Genomic DNA, 22,966 nt, shown 5'->3' on the forward strand with positions numbered 1-22,966 from the left:
TACGGATTTTTATTCTTCATAAGTATCTGGAAGGTCGTTTTCAAATAGAATGCAATCTCCTGGTTTAATTATCTTCTCAAGCTCTTTTTGTGCCATTTCAAGGCTATGGACAATGATAATATTTTTCTCTTGAAATCTTTTTTCCATCAATCCATCAAAGATAGGCTTTGTTCTTTTTTCTCCTACAAGGATAACGATATCACAAACATCTGCTGCTTTCTTTCCAAATTTTTTATTTTCTTCATACTCCTTTATTCCAAGCTCAATCATCCCAGGTGTTACAAGGATTTTTCGTCCTTTAAACAAAGAAAGGCAAGATAAAGCCTCATCTACCCCAACCGGATTTGAATTATAGCTATCATCAAGGACAAAGACATTATTTGGATTCCTTATCAATTGTAAGCGATGGGGGATAAAGGAAAGCTCTTCTATTGCCTCTTTTATCTTTTTAATCTCTATTCCAAGCTCCTTTGCTACAGCAATCCCTGCTAATATATTTGAAACATTATGCCTTCCCAAAAGCCCTGTCTGAAACATTGTTTCTCCAACCCTAAATTTTATCCCGGAGACATCCATCTCAACATCCTCTGCCATAATTATCCCTTCAGACTCCAGACTCCTGACTCCCGACTCCAGACTCATTCTATACCCCACTTTCTTTATCTTCACCTCATTCATAAGCCCCTTACAAACCTCATCATCATTATTAACAATAGCAATTCCAGAAGGGGGTAAAGACAAAATAATCTCAAATTTTGCTTTTTTAATATTTTCAATTGTTTTAAACCTTTCTAAATGCTGAATTCCAATGCCTGTTAATACACCGATTTTTGGCCTTACCAATTTACAGAGCTTCCTAATATCACCCCTTTTATATGCACCCATCTCAACAACAAATACCTCTTCATCTTTAAGCTCATTGTTAATTACCTTGCATACACCCATTAAGGTATTATAGCTTTCTTTTGTAATAAGGGTTTTGTATTTTTTTGAAAGGATATGTCCTATGATGTGTTTTACAGATGTTTTTCCATAAGAACCTGTTATTCCTATTACCATTGGCATTAATTTTTTCATCTTATTTCTAGCCTTAATAAGATAGAAAAGATTAAAACCTTTCTCAATTGGAAATAGAAATATGTTTGTCAATATAAGGTTTATTCCAGCAATTTGAATGAATATTTGAAGGATAAGGAAATATAAAAGAAAAAGGGATGATGTAAAAAAAGCGATTACTGATAAAGGTATTAGGGGTATTAAAATAGAAAATACAATTAGCCTTTTTGCCCTTGCTGTCCAAACAAACGGTTTTTTTTGCTTTTTTCTTTTACACCTTTTAAAAAGCCATATTCCAGAACCTATCCAGAGGATGAGAAATATAATTCTAAGATTAAAAGATTCAAGGAATAAGCCAATGAAGAAAATGATTGCTCCTGATACAAATGATTCGCTATCAAAGGCCCTCTTTGGATTCTTAATAAGCCATCTTGCAAACCTTTTATTCCTATATCCCTCAAGCTGGAAAATGTGGAGTAATGTATTGGTTTGAAAGACAAAACGTCTTAACCACAAAAAAATGGCAATGAGGATTAAAAGCTTATTTAAAAAAATCCAAGATTGCATTTGAGAAATCAAAAGAATTGTCAAGATAGCAAAAGTGTCCTGCATTTTTTATAACAACCAGCCTTGAGTTTTTTATTCCTTTATTCATTATCTTTGCTTGATAAAGGGGGGTTTGATCGTCATTTTCTCCCCAGATAAGGAGGGTTTCTGCAGAAATTTTAGAAAGAATGGGTTTTATGTCTTCGTTAACTATCTTTACCAATGTATCTCTCATTTTACCCGCCTCTTTGTAATCCTTTGAACCTATTTTTTGATAGACCTTTTCCTTTAATGCTTTAGGCAAAAGGTATTTTGCTATTTTTGCTAGGAAAACCTTAAGATAATAGGCTGGCTTCCTTTTTGGCTTAATCCCTGAGGGAGAAATAAGAACAAGCCTATTTATTAGCTCTGGATTATTGGAAGAAAGCCATATTCCTATCTTCCCGCCAAATGAATGACCGATTATGTTTATTCTTTTAATTCCAAAATTCTCAAGGAATTCCTTGATAAATAATCCGTAATCAGATGTTTGCCAGGCTAATTCTGGAATCTCACTCCTTCCAAAACCAGGCAAGTCAAGGCTATAAACACAAAATTTTGTCTTTAGAAGGTCAAATATAGGCTTTACCGATTCTCTCCTTCCTCCCCAGCCATGGAGGATTAAAATAGGCTCTCCTTCTCCATCTTTCTCGTAGTATGTCCTTATTCCTTTTGCTTCTATAAACATTGTGAAATGGGCTTAAGAAAAAAAGCCTCCTCAAAAGATTTAGCAGATAAAAATTTCTTTTTTAATCCCTCATAAGGAGGGAAAGCTCCCCCATAGCCAATAACCCTTCTTGCTTTGGCTACCATTTCAAGTTGCTCTTCCCTCCAGCAAGGAGAAACATAAGTATTCTTTTCTCTCGGCTCAAGTGGTTCATATCTCATCGGATAGCTTATTACTCCCCAGTCAATGAGGTCTTGTAAGCGATTTAAAAATGTCTCTGGTGTATCCTTCTCAAAGGGATTATTATACAAACAATAGACCAATATTTGCCTCCCATTAAAACCTGCTTCTTTTAACAGGTCAATTGCACGCTTTAGAGGCTCTCTAATTCCTTGCGTATCATAAGCAAGTCTAATAAGGGGAATCTTTAATCTTTTTAGCCTTGAGATAACCTTTAAGTTTATCAGCCGAGCATCTATTCCTTGATTAAAATCTATTTCTAGATTGGATTCCTCAAGCTCTTGAAAAATGTCTTCCCAATAATAAGAGGCAAGGATATTGTTATCCCAGAGGATGACCTTTTTATGCCCTGGATAGACCAAATGCCTTATGGATTTCTTTGGTCTAAATTCAGGCTCTAATACCCTGACTGAACAAAATGGGCAATTTCTTATGCAACCACGAGATGAGAAAACTATACTTGCCTTCCATTCAGGAACAAGGGAATAGTCAGGTAAAATATCTTCTGCCTCCTCACATAACCCTTTATGTATCCTAATTCTATCCCCAAAGGCTTCTTTTAAATGGTCTCCACACAATGTCGCATAAATACCTCCTACTGTAATCTTTGCTTTTTTATATTTCTCTAAATAGTATCTGATAGTTTGATGGACAGGCTCATAGGCATAGGTAAAGAGGCTTGTAATATAGATTTTATTGGGATAAAACCCATCATTATCAAACCCCCTTACAAATCTCACTTTGTCTTTTCTTTTTTTATGATAAGCAGCAAGCTTAAGAAGTCCCAAAGGAGGGTATTGGGTGTGGTATCTTCTTGATTTTTCAGGTTCAACCAAAAGAATTTTACTCATTTTGATAATTCCTTGAGGGAAATCTCTATCTCCTTCAACTCCTCCTTTGTCAATCCCCAGATTTCTGCGGAAAGCTCATCAATTTTAGCCTCTATTTCAGATGCAGGGTTGCCTTGTGCTGTTTCTTCATGTGCTTTTTCTGAAAGCTTGGCAAGAGAAAGGTGGAGTGTGTTTTTGTGGTCAAATTTGGGGATGTGGATGTTTTGAAGAACATGAGGGTCTCCAAAGCTTTTTCCTCCCTTCATAGAATAAGCCTGAAGACTAAAATTGACTACTTCTGAATTCATAATTGCACAAATATAATGTGCTTCCTTTAAAGAATTACAAGCAACTAATGTAACAATGTGCTGTGGCAATATTAGCTTTCCATCTTTAGCAGAAATTACTGCAGAGACTATTTCTGAGGCAATGTTAGGCCACACCACCTTATAGGGTGCAAAGGTGTAGTCACCAACAGCAAACATTGTGTAGAACGGTGCGCCACCCTTAATCATATCGGTTACTCCCCTTGCCCTGCGTTTTCTCAATAGCTCTTCAAATCTCTTAAGATACATATAAGTCTTGGGATAGGATGTCTTCATTTTGTCTTCTTCTATTCCCCTGCGTTTTACTGGGTCTTGTGCCATAATGATATAGGCAGAGGGTTCTGCCTTCCATCGCTTTACATCCCTTCCCCTTAAAAGGGGATAAAGCAAATCCTGTTCAATAGCAGCCTGAACGGCCTCAACCTCTCTTTTTGCTCCTTCGGTAATATTTGAGACGATTACAAGCCCATCAGGTCTTTTATCAATAATCTCAACCCAGTAGACACCATTGGCACCACCTGAATAACAGCCAGCATGGGCGGTGTAATCTGATTGCCCTAATATCTTCTTCACTGCCCTTAATGCCTTTGGTCTTCCCGTAATCCATGGTGAAGTTATATCATCGGCATTTACCGGTTCGGCAACAAACTGTTTTCTTTCGGTCATACCAAGGGCTTCCTCAAGCGTAGCTTCCAGGGAAATAGATTTTCTTTTAGCTGTTTTTCGCCAGTAAAGATAAGCCCCCAGAGGGAGAGGATATTTTGTAGGTTTCCCCTTTTGTAAGATAACAATACTTGTCCTATTTGATGCTCCTTCAAATGGATTAAGCTCTACCATATCATCAACATGCAATACCTGAATAGGTATATTACCAAGCTGAAATCTTCTGAACCCCTGACCAGCTCCGGCAGTCTTAAAGACGGATTGGGTAATTAAAAAACCAAGTTTTCCACCTTTCTTAAGATACTTATCTATTGCTACATAGGTCATAATCATAGAAATATCTTTTTTGCCTTTACCAAGTATAGTGTCCATTCCGCCATGAGGGAAAAGACCATATTTAACCCATAATGGCTTGGTTTCAAGTCTATACCCCTCTGGCAAACTCTCCCAATTCACCCAAGGTGGATTTCCAGCTACATAATCAAACTCATCCACAAATAAAGGAGCAAAGGCATTTTTCATAATCCTTGCCCAGATGCCATTTATGTCCTCTCTTTTTAAGTTAAGGAGCTTTTCGTATAGTTGGCAAACCACATCTATATCCCTTTCATCCTGTTCTGGATTTAATGGAAGCCTCTGGCAAAGCCTTTCTATAAATTGGCCTCTATTGAGGTTTAAATTTACTGCCTCCTCAAGAAAATTGGAAAGCTCATCTATGTATTGAGCCTTAATTAGGCTTTTTGGGATAGCAAAGGGACCAACTGCAGTATTAAACCTAAGGGTTTTCTCAGTAAACATATCCCTTCCCTCTTGGGGTGTCATAATGGAATCACAAAGATAAACAGGGATATTTATCTCATCCTTTCTATAAGCAAGCAGGTCTCCTAAAGCCAATAAATAATTTGTCCTTGCTGAGATGACCGCTAAGGGGTTTAGGTCAAAGCCAACAACATTAGATAAGATTTTTTCAAGAACCATATTTTCAGGGATTGGCTTTTCTAAGGCATACTCCCGCATCTTCTTTATAGCAATGACAAGAAATGTTCCCGAGCCACAAGCAGGGTCAAGAACCCGTTTATCAGGGGAGGTCTCTTTGCCCATAAGGATGTATAATAACCTTTCCGCAAGCCAATCAGGCGTGTAATATTCGCCCAGATTATGCCTCAATTCCCTTGGAATGAGTTGTTGGTAGAGTTTTTTAAGGAGGTCTCTTGTGGTATCTGGGTCAACATCAAGGGTTACTAAGGAATAGTTGGCAAGGTTAGAGATTAGGGTTTTAAGGGATTGATATATCTCATCATTCCAGGCATCAAGATACCAGCCGAAAAAATCCCCCTCCAAGAAATTGCTAATACCAAGCTCCTTAAATATTCCCCCTCCTTCCATCTTCTTTAAATACCCTAAAAGCTCATTATTTCCTAAGGTTGTTGCTTGTTTAAGGTCAGTGCCAAGACGAGGCATAGCATAGTATTGGACAACCTGAACAGCCAAGAGCTTTATAAGGATGGCATAATATGTATGGAGGCAGAAGAAGAAGGGAAATGCCCTAATATTTTGAGAAGAGATACCAAATCTTCTTGCATACTGCTCTATCTTTATCTTTCCAGCCTCCTCATAATCACAAACTTCACTAAACTGTAATGACCATTGCTCAAACAGTGCCTTTGGCTTGGGATGCTCAGTAGAGATTAGAGAAGACAAAAATGAGCCTACAACCTTCCTTGAGACATTTGTGTTCTCGCCAAAATCCCTTACCAGATTTTCTGGAATAAGAGCTAATTCTGTGGATAAGGAGAAGATTAGCTTTAAAAAATGCTCTGTGGAATACTCATTTACCCTTATGGGGTTATCAATATGCCATAACCCCTCCTTTTTCCTGATAAAGATAAAATAATCGCCATCAAGGACAACCCCTGCAAGCCTTTCAGGCTTATGATGCTCCCTTCTAATAAGCCCATCTATGTAGCCCTCTAATTGGGAGATTGCATTTTGATTTACTGGATAATCGTTATTTTGCCTCAATTTTCCAGGCTCTTTATATTCAACCACCAATCTATTATAGACCGCATCTGCCCTGCCATTGATGAGAGTATATTCTTCCCTTAAATTAAGGCTTAAATTTATCCTTCTTCCAAAATCCTCTATTAGTTGGGTAATCTTGGTTCTAAATTCAGCCTCATTATTTGAGGATTGAGCGGCTCTTTGAATCTCTTTTGCAAAAGATGGGGCAGAGGATTTTATCTCCTTTTCCATCAAAACTCCTGTTGTCTAAATGCTGGCTTTGGAAAAACAATCTTAACTGGCTGGCGATAAACAGCATGGCTTAACAACAATTCTCCCTTTGATAGCCTTGTAACATTGGATTTTATCTCTGTATCTAAAAATCTGTAATCGGGTTGAAAGACCTCCGATGAGCCACTACGACCTACAACCTTTGTAGCACAATTACCCGTTACCCTTTCATGGACAGCACTCATAAACTGCTGAGCAGAGATAAGGATTATACCAAGTGAACGTCCACGCTCAGCAATCTCAAGAACTAACTCGGTAAGAGGAGAAGGACGAGGACCAGAAGGGGCGTATTTGTTTAACTCATCCACAAAAAAGATTACCTTTTCAGGGACAGGCTTTCTCCTATCCTCAGGTGGTTCTGCCTTTAAGGAATAAACAGATTTTAGCAAATCACCAAAAACAAGCATCTGCTCATGCTCATAGAGCTTAGTAATATCTACCACATAGACATTGCCACCCTTGATTTTTAGCATCTCCTCCCCAAGGGATTTTTCCCGAGACGCCCTTGCATCAACAAATATTCCAGATTGTCCAGTCCTCACCATTCGCCTTATATGTCTTCTAAAAACACCAATAGAAACCCCTTTAATACCCCGCCATTCTTTAACCGCGGCTCTGGTTTGAGGGTCAAACAAGGGAGGGCCATTAAGAAGGTTTTCCCAGCTATGAACATCCCTAAAGCCTGGTTCATTATTTCTAATCCCCTCTTTAATCTCGCTTACAATTGATTCTAATGTAGCATAAGCATCGGGTATATGGGCAAATAGTAAATCAAGTTTGTCTGAGGTTGAAGGAAGGTCATAGGCATAAGTCTCGTAAAAATTTGGTTCTAAAAAGCTATTTGGTAAACCAGTTTTTCCTCTTGGAAGCCAGTAGTGAACCTTATCAGAGGGAAAAGGCTCTGGAGTCAAACCAAATGCCTCCCACATCTCCATTTCAGAAACACTAAATGTTCCCTCCCTCCTTTGGTCTATCTGTAATAAATCCCCATGCTTGACATTAAGAAGAATTACAGCAATCCTATCCTTTTCATCCTCGGGTGTTTTTTGTAGGATTGATTGGATAAGAAACATCGCATAGGATGTCTTTGTAGCCAAGCCACTTATTCCTGATATATTTACATGGGCAGATTCTGGGCCAAGAATGTATCTTCTGTCAACATAAGCAATGGCAGACGCACCATTGCTCATCTTAATAAGCCCAGCAGGAATTCGGTCTTTCGGCTTCATTGTATCTATTCCAAGGGCAACCTGGATGCCTTCCTCATCTGCAAACCTCACAATCTTCTCGCTTGAAACAGGCATATAGATGTCTTTATCATTGCTCAATACATTTGCATAAGCCACATTTGTTCCTTGACGAGGGGTATTAGGGTCTTCGGTTAATTCTCCAAAATTGCTAGAGATGAAATTGGCAAGATGGGCTGGCGAGTCTGTTTTATGCTCCAAGATTGTTACCAACCCAAATGTCTTGCTCTTTCCCTCATGGCTTGTTTGTTCAACCTCTACTATATCAAAGGGGTTGACTATAACCTTTGGGGCAAGCCAAAAGATAAATTTATCAGATGTATTTGGCTCTTTCTCTGTGGCAGATGTTTTACCAATCTCTTGATTACTCATCTTGCACCTCCTTGTTTTGGTCTTGGCCATTTAATACAGCCCAATAAGACCTCTTTTGAGTAAAATCTATTCTTTATAACCTGTTCTGCGATATGAATGGGATAAAGGCAACAGTGCCATCTTCTATCAAGGCCATAAGGGCTCACATTCCTTTCTGCAACAAGGCAGGAAGATATAAGGTCAGCAAGCTCTGAAGGAACCGGCGATTTGTCAGGACGAGGTAATTCTACCTTTACTACACCCATTAATGGGTAATCTAACTCTCTTTGTTCTCTTAATCTCACATACCAGAATGCTACCTGGCCATCATCCGCACTAAAAGCAACAGTTCTATGAGCATGGGGAAGACCAGCAAGAATACTTGTGATGTCCTTTCTTTGAGATGTTCTTTGCCCAAATTGGAACATTGGGTCTTTACGAAAAGATTTGGCAACTCCTATAAGCCAAGGACTATCTCCCCACGAATTCCAAATATCCTCCTCAACAAACTTAACTGCTCCATCTAATATCAGCCAAGTATTCTCATTGCGAAAAGAATCTGTGGATTTTATGAGTTCTATCTCTAACTTATGCATCTCAGATCGAGCCTTTGCCCCTGCCTTATCCCTGGGGTCTTTCTTGTCTTGAGCCAACCTATCAGGAAGTGTAAAATCAACAACCTCAAGCCATTCGGGCTTATCAAGTCTTCGTATCTGTTCCCACAAGGTATCTGAGATGCCTTGATTTTGTTTTGGTAATAGTAAAGCGATTCGTTGTTTTTGGGTTAATACCGAAAGTTGGCCATCCCCTTCCCTTTTAACAACCGCTGAACCAATTTGTGCCAATTCTATAGGGAACGACCTTATCCCTTCTATCCCTGTGCCAAGAAAATATGTACGAATACTTCCGTCAATGAAAAAACGGAAGAGATGATTTTGTGTTCTTGAAATAGGTGGGGTTTTTCTGTAAATATCTTGGGGGTCAGGCTCTGGGCTTTCCGCAAAAGCCGTTATAACCTCATTATCCTTATTTATAATAATATCCTCAATCTCCTCTTGGTCGGGATGTTGCAAATCCTCAATTGCACCTCCTGTTGCTGGAAGAATCTTTATTTCTTCTCCAAGCATGTTTAATAAGGGTTCAATTGAGCTTAAAGGATTAGGCATTTTTTATTTTGCCAATTTTTTAGCAAGCTCTCCTACCCTCATTCCAAGCTTTTTTGCATCATCCAGGTCTTTTTGGCTAGGGCTTCCAGAACAGGCAACGCCATAATGGCCACCGGAAGATATAGGGTCTCCAACCACAATCATTCCATAGATTAAGAATGCATGGATAATCGCCAGCATTGTTGTCTCCTTTCCGCCACTTGGATGGCCAGATGTGGTAAATGCCGCACCTATTTTTCCCTCCATCCCACCGGCCCTTCTTAAGGAAACAAACCTTTCAAACATATCCTTCAGTTCCGCGGTCATATTCCCAAAGTATGTTGGAGAGCCAGCAATTATCCCATCTGCCTCTTTAAAATCTCCATCAACAACATCGGATACCCTTTTTATAATGCAGGAGCAACCCGAGCTTTCTACCCCTTCCTTAACAGCCTTTGCAAGACGCTCTGTATTTCCCCCATAAGATGAATAGGCAACCAATATCTTTATCATAATTCACCTCCTTTCCTGTATTTCTGATAGAAATCTTAACCAAACCACTGGAATCTTATTAGCTAAATCACTTATTTGTGCTTCTTCAAGCATAAAGCCATATGCATAAATGAAAAAGTGTCTAAAGGTTAAGCATTCATAAAGCTTAATGGATAAGCCTTCTGATATAATCCCCTTTGACACTGGTGTATTTAATATATCTTTATGCCATGCATCGGATTTATGGATTTTAATATTCTTTTCCTGTAAAATCTGTTTTAAGATATTTTCTATTCCATTATAAATATTGTGAAGGAAGGTAGCTATAGCAGATAGCTCAATAACTAATTTCTCTTTTCTTGCCATAGTATCAGAAAGATTGCCCAATGCTATTTCTACATTCTCTTTTTCTGCAAGGATTCGTTTGGATATATTATCCATAAATCTTTATTCCAGTCTCTTCTACAAGCTCATTAAATAGGGACTTTTTAGATAAATCTAACAGGTCAACAGGCTTTGATAAGGACTGAAATAGTTCAACGTAAAATTTAAAAAATAGCCTTGGCTCAATCCCCTTTACAGCAATATCTATATCATCAAATTCTTTATCCTCTTTTATAGAAGACCCAAATAGAATAATAGAGGAAACATTATACTTCTTAGCACATTTCAAGATTATATTCCTATCTTTTTCTGTTATCATTAAAGACAAAGTATAAGGCAACAAAGATAAAAATAGCAACCAGAAAAATATTTATACTGTTATTTTAAATTTTTTGATTTTTTATCTCTTCTCCTCCTCCATCTTTATGGCAGATACCTTTTCTGGGCAGACATCTGCACAAATCCCACAACCTTTACAATAATCAAGGTTTATCCCTGTCATTTTTTCATCCTTAACAATTATTGAGGAATCTGGACAATATATCCAGCAATTAAGGCAGGATATACATTTGGAAGCATCCCAGATAGGCCTTTTTGACCTCCACGAGCCTGTTTTATACCTCTCTGCTGTTGCTGGCTCTAAAATTAACCCTCCACTTGGTAGCTCATACCATTTTTCCATTTTATATCACCTCTATACTTTGGTTTCTTTCCTTTCCTACAGAGACAAGGGAAATTGGAATACTTAAAGCATCTTTTAGCATTTCAATATAATCCCTTGCCTCTTTTGGAAGATTGTCATATTTCTTTATATTTCTTATATCCATTTCCCATCCAGGGAATTCTTCATATATTGGAAGAATGTCATCCCAGCTGACAATTGATTGTGGAATTTCATCGTAAATTTTATCCTTTATTTTATATTTTGTGCAAACCATTATTTTAGAAAGGCAATCCAAAACATCAAGCTTTGTTATGGCAATGCTGGTTATCCCATTTATTTTACAGGAATATTTAATTGCTGGTAAATCAAGCCATCCACACCTTCTTGGTCTTCCTGTTGTCGCACCATATTCCCTTCCCTTTTCTCTTAAGGATTCACCCAGATCTCCCTTTATTTCTGTGGGAAATGGACCCTCTCCAACCCTTGTAGAATATGCCTTCATCACACCAATGACATTTTCTATATACCTTGGAGGAATCCCTGTTCCGGTTCCTATCCCTCCAATTGTAGGGTTTGTTGATGTTACATACGGGTATGTTCCAAAATCAATGTCCAAAAGGGTTCCTTGTGCTCCCTCAAACAATATGGATTTTCTTTTCAAGATGGCATTCTCTAAAAGAACCCTTGTATCACAGACAAAATCTTTTATTTTATCAAAGAATAAAAGGTATTCATCTATAATTTTATCTGTCTCAAAGCCCTTTAAAGACTTTTGAGTAAGGTTTTCTATAACCTTTTCTTTAAATACATTTCTATCAAGCATATCAGCTATAACAATTCCGCATCTTGCTACTTTGTCTGTATAGCAAGGACCAATCCCCCTCTTTGTTGTTCCTATCTTTTGTGTTTTCTCCCTTATTTCATCTATTGCAATATGGTATGGCATAATGAGATGGCACCTATAGCTTATATGAAGATTTAAGTCAATCCCCTTCTCTTTTAAAAACCCTATCTCATCTAATAATATTGCTGGATTTACAGCAACACCATTCCCAATAACGCAATGCTTATCTTTATAAAGGCATCCAGATGGAATAAGATGGAAGATAAATTCTTCGCTGGAAACAGAAACAGTATGGCCTGCATTGTTTCCACCCTGAAATCTGACAATATAGTCATAATCTTTTGATAAATAATCAATTATCTTTCCCTTTCCCTCATCTCCCCATTGAAGCCCAATAATAGCTAAATTTTGCATCTTATTTTTTGTGCCAATCTTTCTCCAATTTCAATTGGATTATCGCCTTCCTCCCCTTCCATAATCATTTTATCTAAAAATATACATCCTTTAAGGATAATTTTGCTATTCTTTATTTTTGCCAACGCACCAATTCCAGACTTACAGCCTAGCCCAAAAAAAGACATAAATGACCTTTCTGCTTTAATGCAGACATCAGATTCCTTATCATTAAGGAATGTTGTTAAAGCCTCAAGCCTCTTATCATCTTCTCTTATTTGTATTCCAAGTGAACCTTGACCTGGTGCAGGAAGCAGGATGTCTTCTGGAATTATTTCTGAAATTAAATGGGAAAGGGAAAGCCTAATTAAGGCAGCTTCAGAAACAATAATTGCATTAAGCTTTCCATCCTCTACCATTTTAAGTCGGGTAGTAATATTTCCCCTTATATCAACTATATTCAGGTCTTGCCTTGCTACTTGAATAGCCAATTTCCTCCTTATACTTCCTGTTCCAATCCTTGCTCCCTTTGGAAGAGAAAACAATTTCATTTTATCCCTTGAAACAAGCACATCATAAGGAGATATCCTCTTTGTAACAGCAGAAATCATCAATCCTTGACTCCTCGCTCTCTGACTCTCTGACTTTCTGACTTCTATCGGTATATCCTTCATAGAATGCACAGCCATATCAATATTCCCTTTTAATAATTCCTCCTCAATTTCCTTAACAAATATGCCTTTTTCTTCAAATTCCTGTAGGGGTTTTAAAAACCTATCAGCAGATGTCTTAATTTTTTTAATAGAAACATCGTCATTTATTCTCTCTGCTACTTCTTGTGCCTGAATAAAGGCAAGCTTGCTCCCTCTTGTTCCTAAGATAATCATTCTACAGTAACACTCTTTGCCAGGTTTCTTGGCTTATCAACATTTCTTCCAAGTGAGACTGCAATATAATATGCAAATAGCTGTAAGGGAACAACAGCAAGAATAGGGGATAGCATTTCCAATGTTTTTGGGATATAGATAACATCAGATGTTATGGCTTCTATATCAGAATCACCATCTGTTGCGATGGCAATAATTTTCCCCTTTCTTGTTTTTATCTCCTCTAAATTGCTATAAACCTTCTGATGGACAGAATCCTTAAGGCAGATAGCCATTGTTGGAAAATTCTCATCTATTAAGGCAATAGGTCCATGCTTCATTTCACCTGCTGGATAGCCCTCGGCATGGATATACGATATTTCCTTAAGCTTAAGCGCTCCCTCCAATGCTATTGGGTAGTTATATTTCCTTCCAAGATACAAAAAATCCTTATAATCTTTATACCTTTCTGCAATCTCCTTTATTTTATTGCTTTGCTTAAGGATTTCAAAAACCTTCCCTGGAAGCTCCTTTATCTCGGATGCAATCCTTTTTCCCATAACTAGGGATAAATCCCTCTGCCTTCCAAGAAGAAGGGAAAGCAGAGAGATAATGGTTAATTGTGAGACAAATGCCTTTGTTGATGCAACGCCTATCTCAGGGCCTGCATGGTTATAAATACCACAATCCGTCTCCCTTGCAATGCTAGAACCAACAACATTTACTATTCCAATTGTCAACACCCCTTTTCTCTTTGCCTCTCTTAAGGCTTCTAATGTATCTGCTGTTTCTCCAGATTGGCTTATGACAAGAAGGGCTGTCTTTTCCCTTTCTAATATAGGCTTTCTATACCTGAATTCTGAGGCATATTCAACCTCTGTAGGGATTCCAGCATATTCCTCAAGGATGTATTCACCAACCAATCCTGCATAATATGCTGTTCCACAGGCTGTAACAATAAGCCTCTCAATTTGGGAAAGCTTATTCTGCACATCCTCAAGACCACCAAGCTTGGAAATACCCTCCTCATCAATTAACCTTCCCCTGATGGAATTATGGATAACCTTTGGTTGGTCAAAGATTTCCTTTAGCATAAAATGGGCAAATCCCTCTTTCTCTGCCTGCTCTATTTCCCATTCGAGGATTGCGGTTCTATCTTTAAGAGAAATTTCTGCCTTTGAAAAGAATTCGTCCTTTTTAACAACAACAATCTCTCCCTCCTCAAGATAGATAACTTGCTTTGTGTACCTTAAGATTGCAGCTGGATCTGAAGCAACAATATTTTCATTCTTTCCCAGCCCAATAATTAAAGGGCTTCCATAGCGAGCTGATACAATCTTATTTGGCTCTTTGCTTGAAATAACAGCTATGCCATAAGTTCCGATTACAGAAGATAAAGCAATTTCTACAGCATCCTCTAAATTTCCTTTATAATTTTCCTCAATGAGGTGAGCAAGAACCTCAGAATCTGTCTCTGATTTGAAAATATGACCATTTTTTATAAGATTCTCTTTTAATTTCTTATAATTCTCTATTATCCCATTATGGACAACAAAGATTTCATTCTTGCAATCAGGATGGGGATGTGCATTTGTAGAGGTTGGCATTCCATGTGTTGCCCACCTTGTATGTGCAATTCCTATCTTGCCTGGTATTTCTTTTTTATTTATTATCTCTTCAAGGTCGGCTACCTTCCCTTCCCTTTTTACAAGAAAAGGATTATCATTTAAAATTACTAACCCAGCCGAATCATAGCCCCTATACTCAAGATGCCTTAATCCGTCAAGGAGAATGTCCTTTGCCTCCCTCTCTCCGATATAGCCTATAATCCCACACATGACTCTCTGACTCCTAGACTCTTTAGACCCCCAGACTCTTTTATTTGTTTGTTAAAGCAGAGAGGCCTGGCATCTTTGCTCCTCCTAGAAATTCAAGGCAGGCACCACCACCTGTTGAAATATGGGTCATCTTATCTGCTAGCCCAAGCTTTACAACAGCGGCTACTGAGTCTCCACCTCCAACAATGGTTGTTGCATTACTTTCTCCCAAAACCTTAGCCATTTCTAATGTTCCCTTTGAAAACCTCTCTATTTCAAAGACACCCATTGGTCCATTCCAAAATATGCACTTTGCCTTCCTTAGAACCTTTGAGAATTTCTCTATGGTTTGTGGCCCAATATCAACAGCCCTTTGATTCCCCGGAATGCTTCCCCTTCCAACAATAGTTATATCAGCTCCCTCTGAAACAAATGTAGCAACAACATGGTCAGAGGGAAGATAAATGGGTTTTTCCAAAGCAATGCTTTGAAGGAGGATTTCCTTTGCCATATTGATATGTTCCTTTTCCACAATGGATTTCCCAACAGGGATGCCCAAAGCTGCAAAGAATGTATATGCCATTCCTCCACCTATTAAAAGCTCATCAACCCTTGAAAGAAGGTTTTTTATTAAGTCTATCTTTGTAGAAACCTTTGCTCCGCCAAGGATTGCAATTAAAGGTTTTTCCTTTGATTCCAAGACCTTTGTCATATATTCAACCTCTTTTTCAAGGAGAAAGCCAGCGGCTGCCTTTTGAACAACCCTACAGATAGCACAGACAGAGGCATGCTCTCTATGGATAACAGAGAAGGCATCATTGATATAAAGGTCTCCCAGACTCCCTAATTCCTTTGCAAAAAGAAGGTCGTTCTCATCTTCTTCTGTGTGAAACCTAACATTCTCAAGGAGAACCACCTCGCCCCCTTTAAGCTCCCTGCAGACCTTCTTTGTCTCTTCTCCAATACAATCAGAGGTTTTTTTGACAGCCCTCCCAAGTAGTTCGCTTAATCTCTTTCCTGCGGCTGTAAGCCTTAAAGATTCTTCTATTCTTCCATCAGGCCTTCCAAAGTGTGAAATCAGGATACATGACCCTCCATTTTCCAAGATATAATTTATTGTTGGAAGGGAAACCACAATCCTTGTGTCATCAATAATTTCACCCCTTTCATCAACAGGAAGGTTAAAATCAACCCTTACCAATACCCTTTTTCCCACTACATCAAGGTCTTTAAGTGTAAGTTTGTTTAACATTTTATCCTACCTCCTTTTAATGTTTATTAGCCTTTAACTTATTTATTTTATATATTCCAAAAGGTCAATTATCCTCATACTATATCCTGTTTCATTGTCATACCAGCCAAAGACCTTAACCAGGTCATCCTTTGCAAATGTAAGCTCACTATCAAATATGCAGGATGATGAGTCTCCATTAAAGTCTGATGAAACAAGGGGAGAATCGCAATATTTAAGGTATTTTGAAAGCCTTCCCTTTTCTGATGCATCTTTAAATGCCCTATTCACCTCATCCTTTGTTGTTTTCTTTTCTGTAATAGCAACAAGGTCAACAAGGGAGACATTTGGGCTTGGAGCCCTTACAGCAATACCATCAAGCTTTCCAGAAAGCTCTGGAATAACCTTTCCTATTGCCTTTGCCGCACCTGTTGTTGTTGGAATCATAGATAAAGCTGCTGCCCTCGCCCTCCTTAAGTCTTTGTGTGGAAGGTCTAGGATTCTTTGGTCATTTGTATAGGAATGTATTGTTGTCATAAACCCCTTTTCTATTCCAAAATTATCAAGAATAACCTTTGCAAGGGGTGCTAGGCAGTTTGTTGTGCAGGATGCATTTGAAATAACATTGTGTTTATCTTTATCGTATTTATCCTCATTTATGCCCATAACAATTGTTATGTCCTCGTCTTTGGCAGGTGCAGAAACAATAACCTTCTTTGCTCCTGCTGCTATATGTAAGGCACAATCAGCCCTGTTTGTAAATCTTCCCGTTGATTCAATAATAACATCAACCCCTAAATCCTTCCAGGGAAGCTCTTTTGGATCTTTGCAAGATAAAACTTTTATCTTCTTTTCGCCTATTACCAGAGAATCACCCTCTACCGCAACAGGGTATTTAAACCTTCCGTGGATAGAGTCATACTCTAATAGGTGGCACAGGGTTTTTGTGTCTGTAATGTCATTTATGGCAACCCATTCTATGTCTCTATCTATCCCCAGCCTTAAAACAACTCTTCCAATCCTTCCAAATCCATTAATTGCAACCTTCATAATTTTACCTCCTAATACAATCTTCCATTATATACAAAATGCCCATTTATTTACAACTTTATTTTTACACCACAAGATGCAAGAAATTTTTTCCCTGGATAATCCTCCATTTCTTTGTATTCGCTGTTAAAAAGATTTTCTATATCAAGGAATATCTCAAATTCATCGGATATTTTCTTCTTTCCTTTTATGTTGAAAACAAAATAGGGGCTTATTTCTCCTGAATCTGTCTTTTGAGAGCCTTTAAAGGAAATATAAGGGCTTATCAAAAGACCTTTGTCTTTGTATCTTAAGATAAAATCTCCTTCAAATTGAGGCATATAATTTATATCCTTTGATAAACCCATTATAAAGCCAGAAAATTCTGTATCTATCTTCTTTGTCAATGAGTAATTAACATTTGTTTTAATTCCATAGCTAAATAAAGAACCAGAATTTCTTAGGCTTAAGAGGCCATCTGCTTTTTTATACCATTCTATAGCATTGTTTTTATTTTCAAGAAATAGGGAATTTTTGACATAAAGGCTTTTTCTTTTTAAGCTTATACCTCCTGAGAGCATAAATACCCTTTCTGGCTCAAGGCTTGTTGATATTGTAGAATATGGAGTTTGAAAATAAAGCTTGGAAAAGCTTGGGCTATTTAAGAAATTTTTAAGTGAAAGATTAAATATCATATCTTTTATCTTTGATTTAAGGGAGATATCAAGCTCTGGCTGAAACATTGCCTTTTTATTCTTGAAAATAGAGAACCCAGCATCAGAGAGAATTAAAACACCCCTTTTTTTAAATTCCTTTTTTGTTGGGTAAAATGAGAAAAATATCTTAAGAAATCTTCTTTCTACAAGGTCTCCCTCATTTTCTGCAATTATATTTAGCCTACTTTTCTTGGCAAAATCAAAGGAAAGTTTTGTTCCTATTCCCCTATTTTTTATAAAATCCTTTTTCTCATCCCAAATATTCCCTGAAAATACAAGGTTGTTGTAAAAAGGTGTTTCATATCCTAACTCAAGCCCTGCCCTTTTTCTTTTCTCCTGCCTATTTTCAAAGGGAAGAAAAACCTCCTCATTAAAAAAAGAAAATGGAATAACAATCCTTGCTTCATTAAAAGCCATTCCTAAAAAAAGATTTATATTGTCTTTACTTTGCGAATGAAAATCATTTTTATTTTGCCATTTAAACCCTCCCCTTCTTTCCCTTTCTACCTCAAGAGAGCCTGCAAATTTCCCTTTCTCCTTTGCAAAAAGGATAGAGCTTGAAAAAAAGTTATAATTTCCAATAGATATTTTTATCCAGGGAAGGGCTTCTTCTTTTAAGAATTGGGGAGATGTCTCTTTTATTTTAAACCCCTCTTTTTTTTCTATATTAAGCTCTATATTTTCCTTTTCTTTTTCTATTACTTTTGGTTTTGGAGCATCCATTAAAGGAAAGGAAAGTTCTACATCAGCTGGCTCTTCCTTCCATTCAAGAAAGGATTTATCAGAACCTGTAATAATAAGCTCTGATTGTGGAATGGTGGTTGTTCCCTCCTCTGCGTAAAGGACGGAATAGCAGAAGAGCAGAAGAGCGGAAGGAAGGAATTTTTTTAACATTTTAAATTTCCAAAGCTATGAGGTCTCCTACCTCTTGTGTTGAAAGACCCATTTTGCCTGCAGACATATCTTTTATTTTACCAGATGCTAGAACAGAAGAAACAGCACTCTCAATCTTTTTTGCTGCCTCAATTTCATTTAGGTTTTCAAGAAGCAAGCTCACAGCCAGAATAGCTGCAATTGGGTTTGCAATGTTGCTGTTCGCATATTTTGGTGCAGAGCCATGTATTGGCTCAAACATAGAGACACCACTTGGATTTATATTTCCACCCGCTGCAACACCCATTCCACCTTGAATTATAGCACCCAAATCTGTTAGTATATCCCCAAATAGATTGCAGGTTACAACAGTGTCAAAGCTTTCTGGATTCTTTATTATCCACATACACATAGTATCTACATAAGCATGGTCTTGCTCTACATCTTTAAATTCGCTACCTATTTCTTTAAATATTCTCTGCCATAATCCATGACCAAAGACAAGAACATTTGATTTATCAACAAGGGTAAGTTTTTTTCTCCTTTTTCTTGCAAGGTTATATGCATATCTTAAACACCTTTCAATCCCCTTTCTTGTGTAGACCATATTTTCAATTGCGAGCTCATCCCTTAAAACTCCACCAATTCCAGCATAAACACACTCTGTATTTTCCCTAACAACAACAAAATCAATATCCTTTGGGCCCTTATCCTTAATTGGTGTAATCACGCCTTGATATAGCTTTATTGGCCTTAAATTTATGTATTGGTCAAGAGAAAATCTTATCTTAAGAAGAAGCCCCTTCTCTAATATCCCAGGAGGAACATCTGGATGTCCAATAGCACCAAGAAATATAGCAGAAAGACCTTTTAGCTCATCAATAATTCCACCTGGAAGAACCTCATTTTTGGAAAGGTAATATTCACCGCCAAATGGGTATTCAATAAGCTCATAATTGATATTGCAAGAAGAAGCAACACAAGAAAGAACCTTTAATGCTTCCCTGGTAACCTCAGGGCCTATACCATCACCAGCGATTACTCCTATTCTGTAAGCCATCCCCTGTGGCATTTTGTGCAAAGCTTAAGCTTAAGGCTTGTTCCATTAACTATCCTTCTTGTAGAATGAAGGTTTGGCATCTGCCTTTTTTTTGTCTTTCTATTTGAATGGGAGACGCTATGTCCCACCAAGGGCTTTTTTCCACAAAGATCACATACTTTACTCATTTTTTAAAAAAGTATAATTAAAAGAAGGTCTTTTGTAAAGAATTTTTTGTAGTATGTGCGCCGGATACAAGAAAAATTAAAACAACAATGTTCATTCCAGCAATAAATAGGGATGTTTTGTAAATGCCTATTATGGGAATAAAAAATATGGGTATTGATATGGAGCCTAAACAAGAGCCGAGCAATATCATTCCATAACTTAACCCGGCTGTCCTTCCAATATCTGTCCTTCCTTTTAAGTATATCTTGTTTGCTAAGGTAAATCTAATACCTCCGACAAATCCTGCAATAATTGGTAGAAATGGAAAGACATCTCCTTTGGAAAGATAAAAAAACAAAGGAATTAAAAGGGGATAAAGACAAATAGCAATTTGTGTTAAGATAAAGGCAGGAAAATCCTTTTTAATTTTGTGCATAATTCCTATTATCCAAAAAGAGCCTAGTGATAAACCAATCATAAATGAGGTAATTATAATGCCTAGTTTATAAAACATATAGCCATAGATTATTTGAAAGGAGAGCAAAACCAGGGTTTGAAAGGCAATCTCTGTTACTCCTGTTGTTATAATTGCCCCCAATATAGCCTTTTTATATGAAAGGAAACAGAAGAGAAATATAAGAAAATAAAAACAAATAGCAATCTTTATAATCCTTTTTTCCTGCACCCATCCCATAATCTTCGTTGATAAAGAATTACCAAAGCGACCTAACCAGAAAACTAGGTTTAAATAGTAAGAAATGGGTCTTTCATCATAATTCATTCTGGCATTTGTTTTATTTAAGACGCTTTCTATTTTTGCAATCCTCTCTTTAGACATTCTTTCAAATAGATAATATTCCCTAATGTATTTTATATCCAAATTCCTCATTTCTATTCTTTCCATCCAGAGCTTGTAATCATAGGTCAATACCCCCTTCTTATTGCAGGCTAAAAAATATATTGTATCTCCTGGTATTATTTTTACATCACAGAATACCTTTTTTAAACTAGCATAAATAGATGATAAAAAATCTCTTAATTGATGAGATATATAATTTTCTGAAGAAGAAAGACCAAACGAAATTATTCCATTTTTCCCTAAAACCCTTTTTACCTCCCTAAAAAATTCAATACTATAATACCTATTTAATTGGGCTGTATATGGGCTTCCAACAGAGACAATAACACAATCGTATTTTTTATCTGTTGTTTTAATAAAAAACCTTCCATCCATATTTTTGATATTTACCCTTCTATCCTTTAAATGGTTATTTGGAAGATAATCTTTTGCTATCTTTATAATCAATGGGTCTAGCTCTACATAATCTACATTTTTTACAGGGTGTTTAAGTATTTCTGTAATTACTCCACAGCCACCCCCTATTAAAAGTATGCTTTCTGGCTTTGGATGGGAGAGAAGATTGAAATTGCAAGCCTCCTCAGAGCTTGCTCTATCTGGAATTGTATAGAGATAAATGCCATTATAGAAAAATGAATATTGATTTTGCCTCTGGACAAGGGAGATATTTCCATAGATAGAATTTTGAGATGTAAGAAGCTTATATCCTTTAAATTGCCTTTTAACAGAATATTCATTTAAGCAATTCCATCCATTGGATAAAAACATTCCCACAAAAAATAGGCTTAAAAATATAGAAATAAACCTTTTTGCCAAGAAAAAAGCCATTAGAATATTTAATAAAGCAAATATACCCATAATCTCAAAGGAATTAAAAATTTTAATAAGAAAGAAGCTTGAAAGAGACCCTCCTATTGCACAACCTATTGCCTCTAAGGCATAAGCCATTCCAATAGAAAATGCAGAAATGGATTTTGTTTCTATCATTCTGCAACCCAAAGAAAACATAAAGCCAAAAATGCTACAAAGGGGAATAAGGATAATAAAGGTTGATGCTCCCATAATGTGAATAGAAATAATCTCACCCGCAACTATATTAAAAATTTCCTTTATTGACCTTATAAAAAAGATATTAATGGGAAGTAAAATGCTTAAAGCAATTTGACAAGATGAGAAAAAAGAGGCATTGTTTTTAATTTTGTCTGCAAACCTTCCAAAAAGAGAGCTTCCAATTGCTCCTCCCAAAAGCCAACAACCAAAAATAAAGCCTATAGAAAACTCATTCCCATAGAAAACACCTAAAAATTCTCTTATAATGACAATTTGAGAGCCTATAGCAGTAAAGCCAAGGAGAAAGATAGAAATTGCTATCATTGTTTAAAGGGAAGAATTACCACTAACCTTTATAGACAAAATAAAAGTTTAATATCCACTCACCTTGAAATAAGTGAGAAGTATAAGGTGAATGAATTATAAAGCACCTAAACACATACAATTATACACTACACATATTATCTTGTCAAGAAAAAATCTCGTATGCGTATGTATGTACTCATGGGGAACATGGTATCCACCCCCTAGGTAAATTATTTTATCTTGGAGATAAAAGCATAGGAATTAGAAAGGATAAAAATGGGAGAATTTAATAACAAAAAATCCCGATGATGATGATATATTACGAAATGATAAGGGGAATGTCAATGAAAAAAATAATGAAAAATAAGTTTGATTTAAGACTTAAGATGGTAAAGATGGCGGAAGAAATGGGAATAAGGCAGGGAGCAAGGGTTTTTGAGACAACAAGGAAGATTATAAGGAAATGGCTTTATCGCTATAAAAGAGAAAGAAAAGGAAGAAAAAATAAAAGATATGAAGGGATTTAAGAGAGATTAAGAATATGATGAAGCCTTTTAAAGAAACTTCAGATAGACACAAAAGACCTTTGTGATATAGAGAAGTATTGGCTTCAAATGATGAGACTTAAGCTACCTAGATATCAATATACAGCCAGGGATATGAAAACAGGGGCTTGTTTCTATGCCTATGCTCATAATAATAATTCTTTTAGTAACTATTCAGTATATCGTATTTTATATGTTTGGCTGTTTTAAAATTCATCCATTCTATAATAAATCCCAAATCCCAAGTTCAAATGTCAAAAAAATGTCCAATTTCCAATGTCCAATATC

At 36.9% G+C, this 22,966-nt stretch carries 20 protein-coding genes; 1 reads left to right on the forward strand and 19 read right to left on the reverse strand.

The window, feature by feature from the left end; genetic code table 11:
* Positions 1-9: 9 nt before the first annotated feature.
* From murF to AB1630_00940, 19 genes are all read right to left on the reverse strand, one after another.
* Positions 10-1,623, reverse strand: coding sequence for a UDP-N-acetylmuramoyl-tripeptide--D-alanyl-D-alanine ligase (gene murF / locus AB1630_00850; GenBank protein ID MEW6102360.1), 1,614 nt, complete (start codon positions 1,621-1,623; stop codon positions 10-12).
* Positions 1,598-2,329 carry an alpha/beta hydrolase gene (locus AB1630_00855; GenBank protein ID MEW6102361.1) on the reverse strand — a complete coding sequence of 244 codons (732 nt, stop codon included), beginning with the start codon at positions 2,327-2,329 and terminating at the stop codon, positions 1,598-1,600. Before AB1630_00855 ends, murF begins: the two co-directional genes overlap by 26 nt.
* Positions 2,320-3,399: a hypothetical protein gene (locus AB1630_00860; protein MEW6102362.1), complete on the reverse strand. Its 1,080-nt coding sequence runs from the start codon at positions 3,397-3,399 to the stop codon at positions 2,320-2,322. The genes AB1630_00855 and AB1630_00860 overlap by 10 nt, the downstream gene beginning before the upstream one ends.
* The gene (locus tag AB1630_00865; GenBank protein MEW6102363.1) at positions 3,396-6,620 is read right to left on the reverse strand and encodes an N-6 DNA methylase; all 3,225 of its coding nucleotides are present in this window, start codon (positions 6,618-6,620) and stop codon (positions 3,396-3,398) included. The genes AB1630_00860 and AB1630_00865 overlap by 4 nt, the downstream gene beginning before the upstream one ends.
* The gene (locus AB1630_00870; GenBank protein MEW6102364.1) at positions 6,620-8,278 is read right to left on the reverse strand and encodes an ATP-binding protein; all 1,659 of its coding nucleotides are present in this window, start codon (positions 8,276-8,278) and stop codon (positions 6,620-6,622) included. Before AB1630_00870 ends, AB1630_00865 begins: the two co-directional genes overlap by 1 nt.
* Complete coding sequence (locus tag AB1630_00875; GenBank protein ID MEW6102365.1) at positions 8,275-9,423, reverse strand: hypothetical protein; 1,149 nt, start codon at positions 9,421-9,423, stop codon at positions 8,275-8,277. The genes AB1630_00870 and AB1630_00875 overlap by 4 nt, the downstream gene beginning before the upstream one ends.
* A 3-nt stretch (positions 9,424-9,426) precedes the next feature.
* A complete protein-coding gene (locus AB1630_00880) occupies positions 9,427-9,915 on the reverse strand; it encodes an NAD(P)H-dependent oxidoreductase (protein MEW6102366.1) in 489 nt (162 codons plus the stop codon).
* Between the two features lie 3 nt (positions 9,916-9,918).
* Entirely contained in the window at positions 9,919-10,335 is a 417-nt protein-coding gene (locus AB1630_00885) for a hypothetical protein (GenBank protein MEW6102367.1), read from the reverse strand.
* Positions 10,328-10,567 carry a hypothetical protein gene (locus AB1630_00890; GenBank protein MEW6102368.1) on the reverse strand — a complete coding sequence of 80 codons (240 nt, stop codon included), beginning with the start codon at positions 10,565-10,567 and terminating at the stop codon, positions 10,328-10,330. The genes AB1630_00885 and AB1630_00890 overlap by 8 nt, the downstream gene beginning before the upstream one ends.
* 111 nt (positions 10,568-10,678) lie before the next feature.
* Entirely contained in the window at positions 10,679-10,960 is a 282-nt protein-coding gene (locus AB1630_00895) for a 4Fe-4S binding protein (protein MEW6102369.1), read from the reverse strand.
* A gap of 1 nt (position 10,961) precedes the next feature.
* Entirely contained in the window at positions 10,962-12,200 is a 1,239-nt protein-coding gene (locus AB1630_00900; protein MEW6102370.1) for an adenylosuccinate synthase, read from the reverse strand.
* The gene (gene hemC, locus AB1630_00905) at positions 12,188-13,066 is read right to left on the reverse strand and encodes a hydroxymethylbilane synthase (GenBank protein MEW6102371.1); all 879 of its coding nucleotides are present in this window, start codon (positions 13,064-13,066) and stop codon (positions 12,188-12,190) included. Before hemC ends, AB1630_00900 begins: the two co-directional genes overlap by 13 nt.
* Positions 13,063-14,883: a glutamine--fructose-6-phosphate transaminase (isomerizing) gene (glmS, locus tag AB1630_00910; GenBank protein ID MEW6102372.1), complete on the reverse strand. Its 1,821-nt coding sequence runs from the start codon at positions 14,881-14,883 to the stop codon at positions 13,063-13,065. Before glmS ends, hemC begins: the two co-directional genes overlap by 4 nt.
* A gap of 40 nt (positions 14,884-14,923) precedes the next feature.
* Complete coding sequence (locus AB1630_00915) at positions 14,924-16,114, reverse strand: phosphoglycerate kinase (protein ID MEW6102373.1); 1,191 nt, start codon at positions 16,112-16,114, stop codon at positions 14,924-14,926.
* A 42-nt stretch (positions 16,115-16,156) separates the two neighbouring features.
* Positions 16,157-17,143, reverse strand: a complete 987-nt coding sequence (gene gap / locus AB1630_00920; protein MEW6102374.1) for a type I glyceraldehyde-3-phosphate dehydrogenase — start codon at positions 17,141-17,143, stop codon at positions 16,157-16,159.
* A gap of 50 nt (positions 17,144-17,193) precedes the next feature.
* Entirely contained in the window at positions 17,194-18,732 is a 1,539-nt protein-coding gene (locus AB1630_00925) for a TonB-dependent receptor (GenBank protein MEW6102375.1), read from the reverse strand.
* A gap of 1 nt (position 18,733) precedes the next feature.
* Complete coding sequence (locus AB1630_00930) at positions 18,734-19,771, reverse strand: 3-isopropylmalate dehydrogenase (GenBank protein MEW6102376.1); 1,038 nt, start codon at positions 19,769-19,771, stop codon at positions 18,734-18,736.
* On the reverse strand, positions 19,756-19,938 hold the full coding sequence (gene rpmB, locus AB1630_00935) for a 50S ribosomal protein L28 (GenBank protein MEW6102377.1): 183 nt from the start codon (positions 19,936-19,938) through the stop codon (positions 19,756-19,758). Before rpmB ends, AB1630_00930 begins: the two co-directional genes overlap by 16 nt.
* 17 nt (positions 19,939-19,955) lie before the next feature.
* Complete coding sequence (locus AB1630_00940) at positions 19,956-22,151, reverse strand: methyltransferase domain-containing protein (protein ID MEW6102378.1); 2,196 nt, start codon at positions 22,149-22,151, stop codon at positions 19,956-19,958.
* A gap of 287 nt (positions 22,152-22,438) precedes the next feature.
* Here AB1630_00940 and AB1630_00945 point away from each other — a divergent pair, with 287 nt between their 5' ends.
* Entirely contained in the window at positions 22,439-22,660 is a 222-nt protein-coding gene (locus AB1630_00945) for a hypothetical protein (protein ID MEW6102379.1), read from the forward strand.
* The last annotated feature ends 306 nt before the right edge of the window (positions 22,661-22,966 follow it).

This window comes from bacterium (assembly GCA_040753555.1).
Taxonomy (GTDB): Bacteria; UBA9089; UBA9088; order UBA9088; family UBA9088; genus JBFLYE01.

What these genes read in the sequence shown, in the direction of transcription:
- murF (MEW6102360.1), bottom strand. Translation starts at nt 1,623, where the DNA reads ATGCAATCTTGGATTTTTTTAAATAAGCTTTTAATCCTCATTGCCATT.
- AB1630_00855 (MEW6102361.1), bottom strand. Translation starts at nt 2,329, where the DNA reads ATGTTTATAGAAGCAAAAGGAATAAGGACATACTACGAGAAAGATGGA.
- AB1630_00860 (MEW6102362.1), bottom strand. Translation starts at nt 3,399, where the DNA reads ATGAGTAAAATTCTTTTGGTTGAACCTGAAAAATCAAGAAGATACCAC.
- AB1630_00865 (MEW6102363.1), bottom strand. Translation starts at nt 6,620, where the DNA reads ATGGAAAAGGAGATAAAATCCTCTGCCCCATCTTTTGCAAAAGAGATT.
- AB1630_00870 (MEW6102364.1), bottom strand. Translation starts at nt 8,278, where the DNA reads ATGAGTAATCAAGAGATTGGTAAAACATCTGCCACAGAGAAAGAGCCA.
- AB1630_00875 (MEW6102365.1), bottom strand. Translation starts at nt 9,423, where the DNA reads ATGCCTAATCCTTTAAGCTCAATTGAACCCTTATTAAACATGCTTGGA.
- AB1630_00880 (MEW6102366.1), bottom strand. Translation starts at nt 9,915, where the DNA reads ATGATAAAGATATTGGTTGCCTATTCATCTTATGGGGGAAATACAGAG.
- AB1630_00885 (MEW6102367.1), bottom strand. Translation starts at nt 10,335, where the DNA reads ATGGATAATATATCCAAACGAATCCTTGCAGAAAAAGAGAATGTAGAA.
- AB1630_00895 (MEW6102369.1), bottom strand. Translation starts at nt 10,960, where the DNA reads ATGGAAAAATGGTATGAGCTACCAAGTGGAGGGTTAATTTTAGAGCCA.
- AB1630_00900 (MEW6102370.1), bottom strand. Translation starts at nt 12,200, where the DNA reads ATGCAAAATTTAGCTATTATTGGGCTTCAATGGGGAGATGAGGGAAAG.
- hemC (MEW6102371.1), bottom strand. Translation starts at nt 13,066, where the DNA reads ATGATTATCTTAGGAACAAGAGGGAGCAAGCTTGCCTTTATTCAGGCA.
- glmS (MEW6102372.1), bottom strand. Translation starts at nt 14,883, where the DNA reads ATGTGTGGGATTATAGGCTATATCGGAGAGAGGGAGGCAAAGGACATT.
- AB1630_00915 (MEW6102373.1), bottom strand. Translation starts at nt 16,114, where the DNA reads ATGTTAAACAAACTTACACTTAAAGACCTTGATGTAGTGGGAAAAAGG.
- gap (MEW6102374.1), bottom strand. Translation starts at nt 17,143, where the DNA reads ATGAAGGTTGCAATTAATGGATTTGGAAGGATTGGAAGAGTTGTTTTA.
- AB1630_00925 (MEW6102375.1), bottom strand. Translation starts at nt 18,732, where the DNA reads ATGTTAAAAAAATTCCTTCCTTCCGCTCTTCTGCTCTTCTGCTATTCC.
- AB1630_00930 (MEW6102376.1), bottom strand. Translation starts at nt 19,771, where the DNA reads ATGGCTTACAGAATAGGAGTAATCGCTGGTGATGGTATAGGCCCTGAG.
- rpmB (MEW6102377.1), bottom strand. Translation starts at nt 19,938, where the DNA reads ATGAGTAAAGTATGTGATCTTTGTGGAAAAAAGCCCTTGGTGGGACAT.
- AB1630_00940 (MEW6102378.1), bottom strand. Translation starts at nt 22,151, where the DNA reads ATGATAGCAATTTCTATCTTTCTCCTTGGCTTTACTGCTATAGGCTCT.
- AB1630_00945 (MEW6102379.1), top strand. Translation starts at nt 22,439, where the DNA reads ATGATGATGATATATTACGAAATGATAAGGGGAATGTCAATGAAAAAA.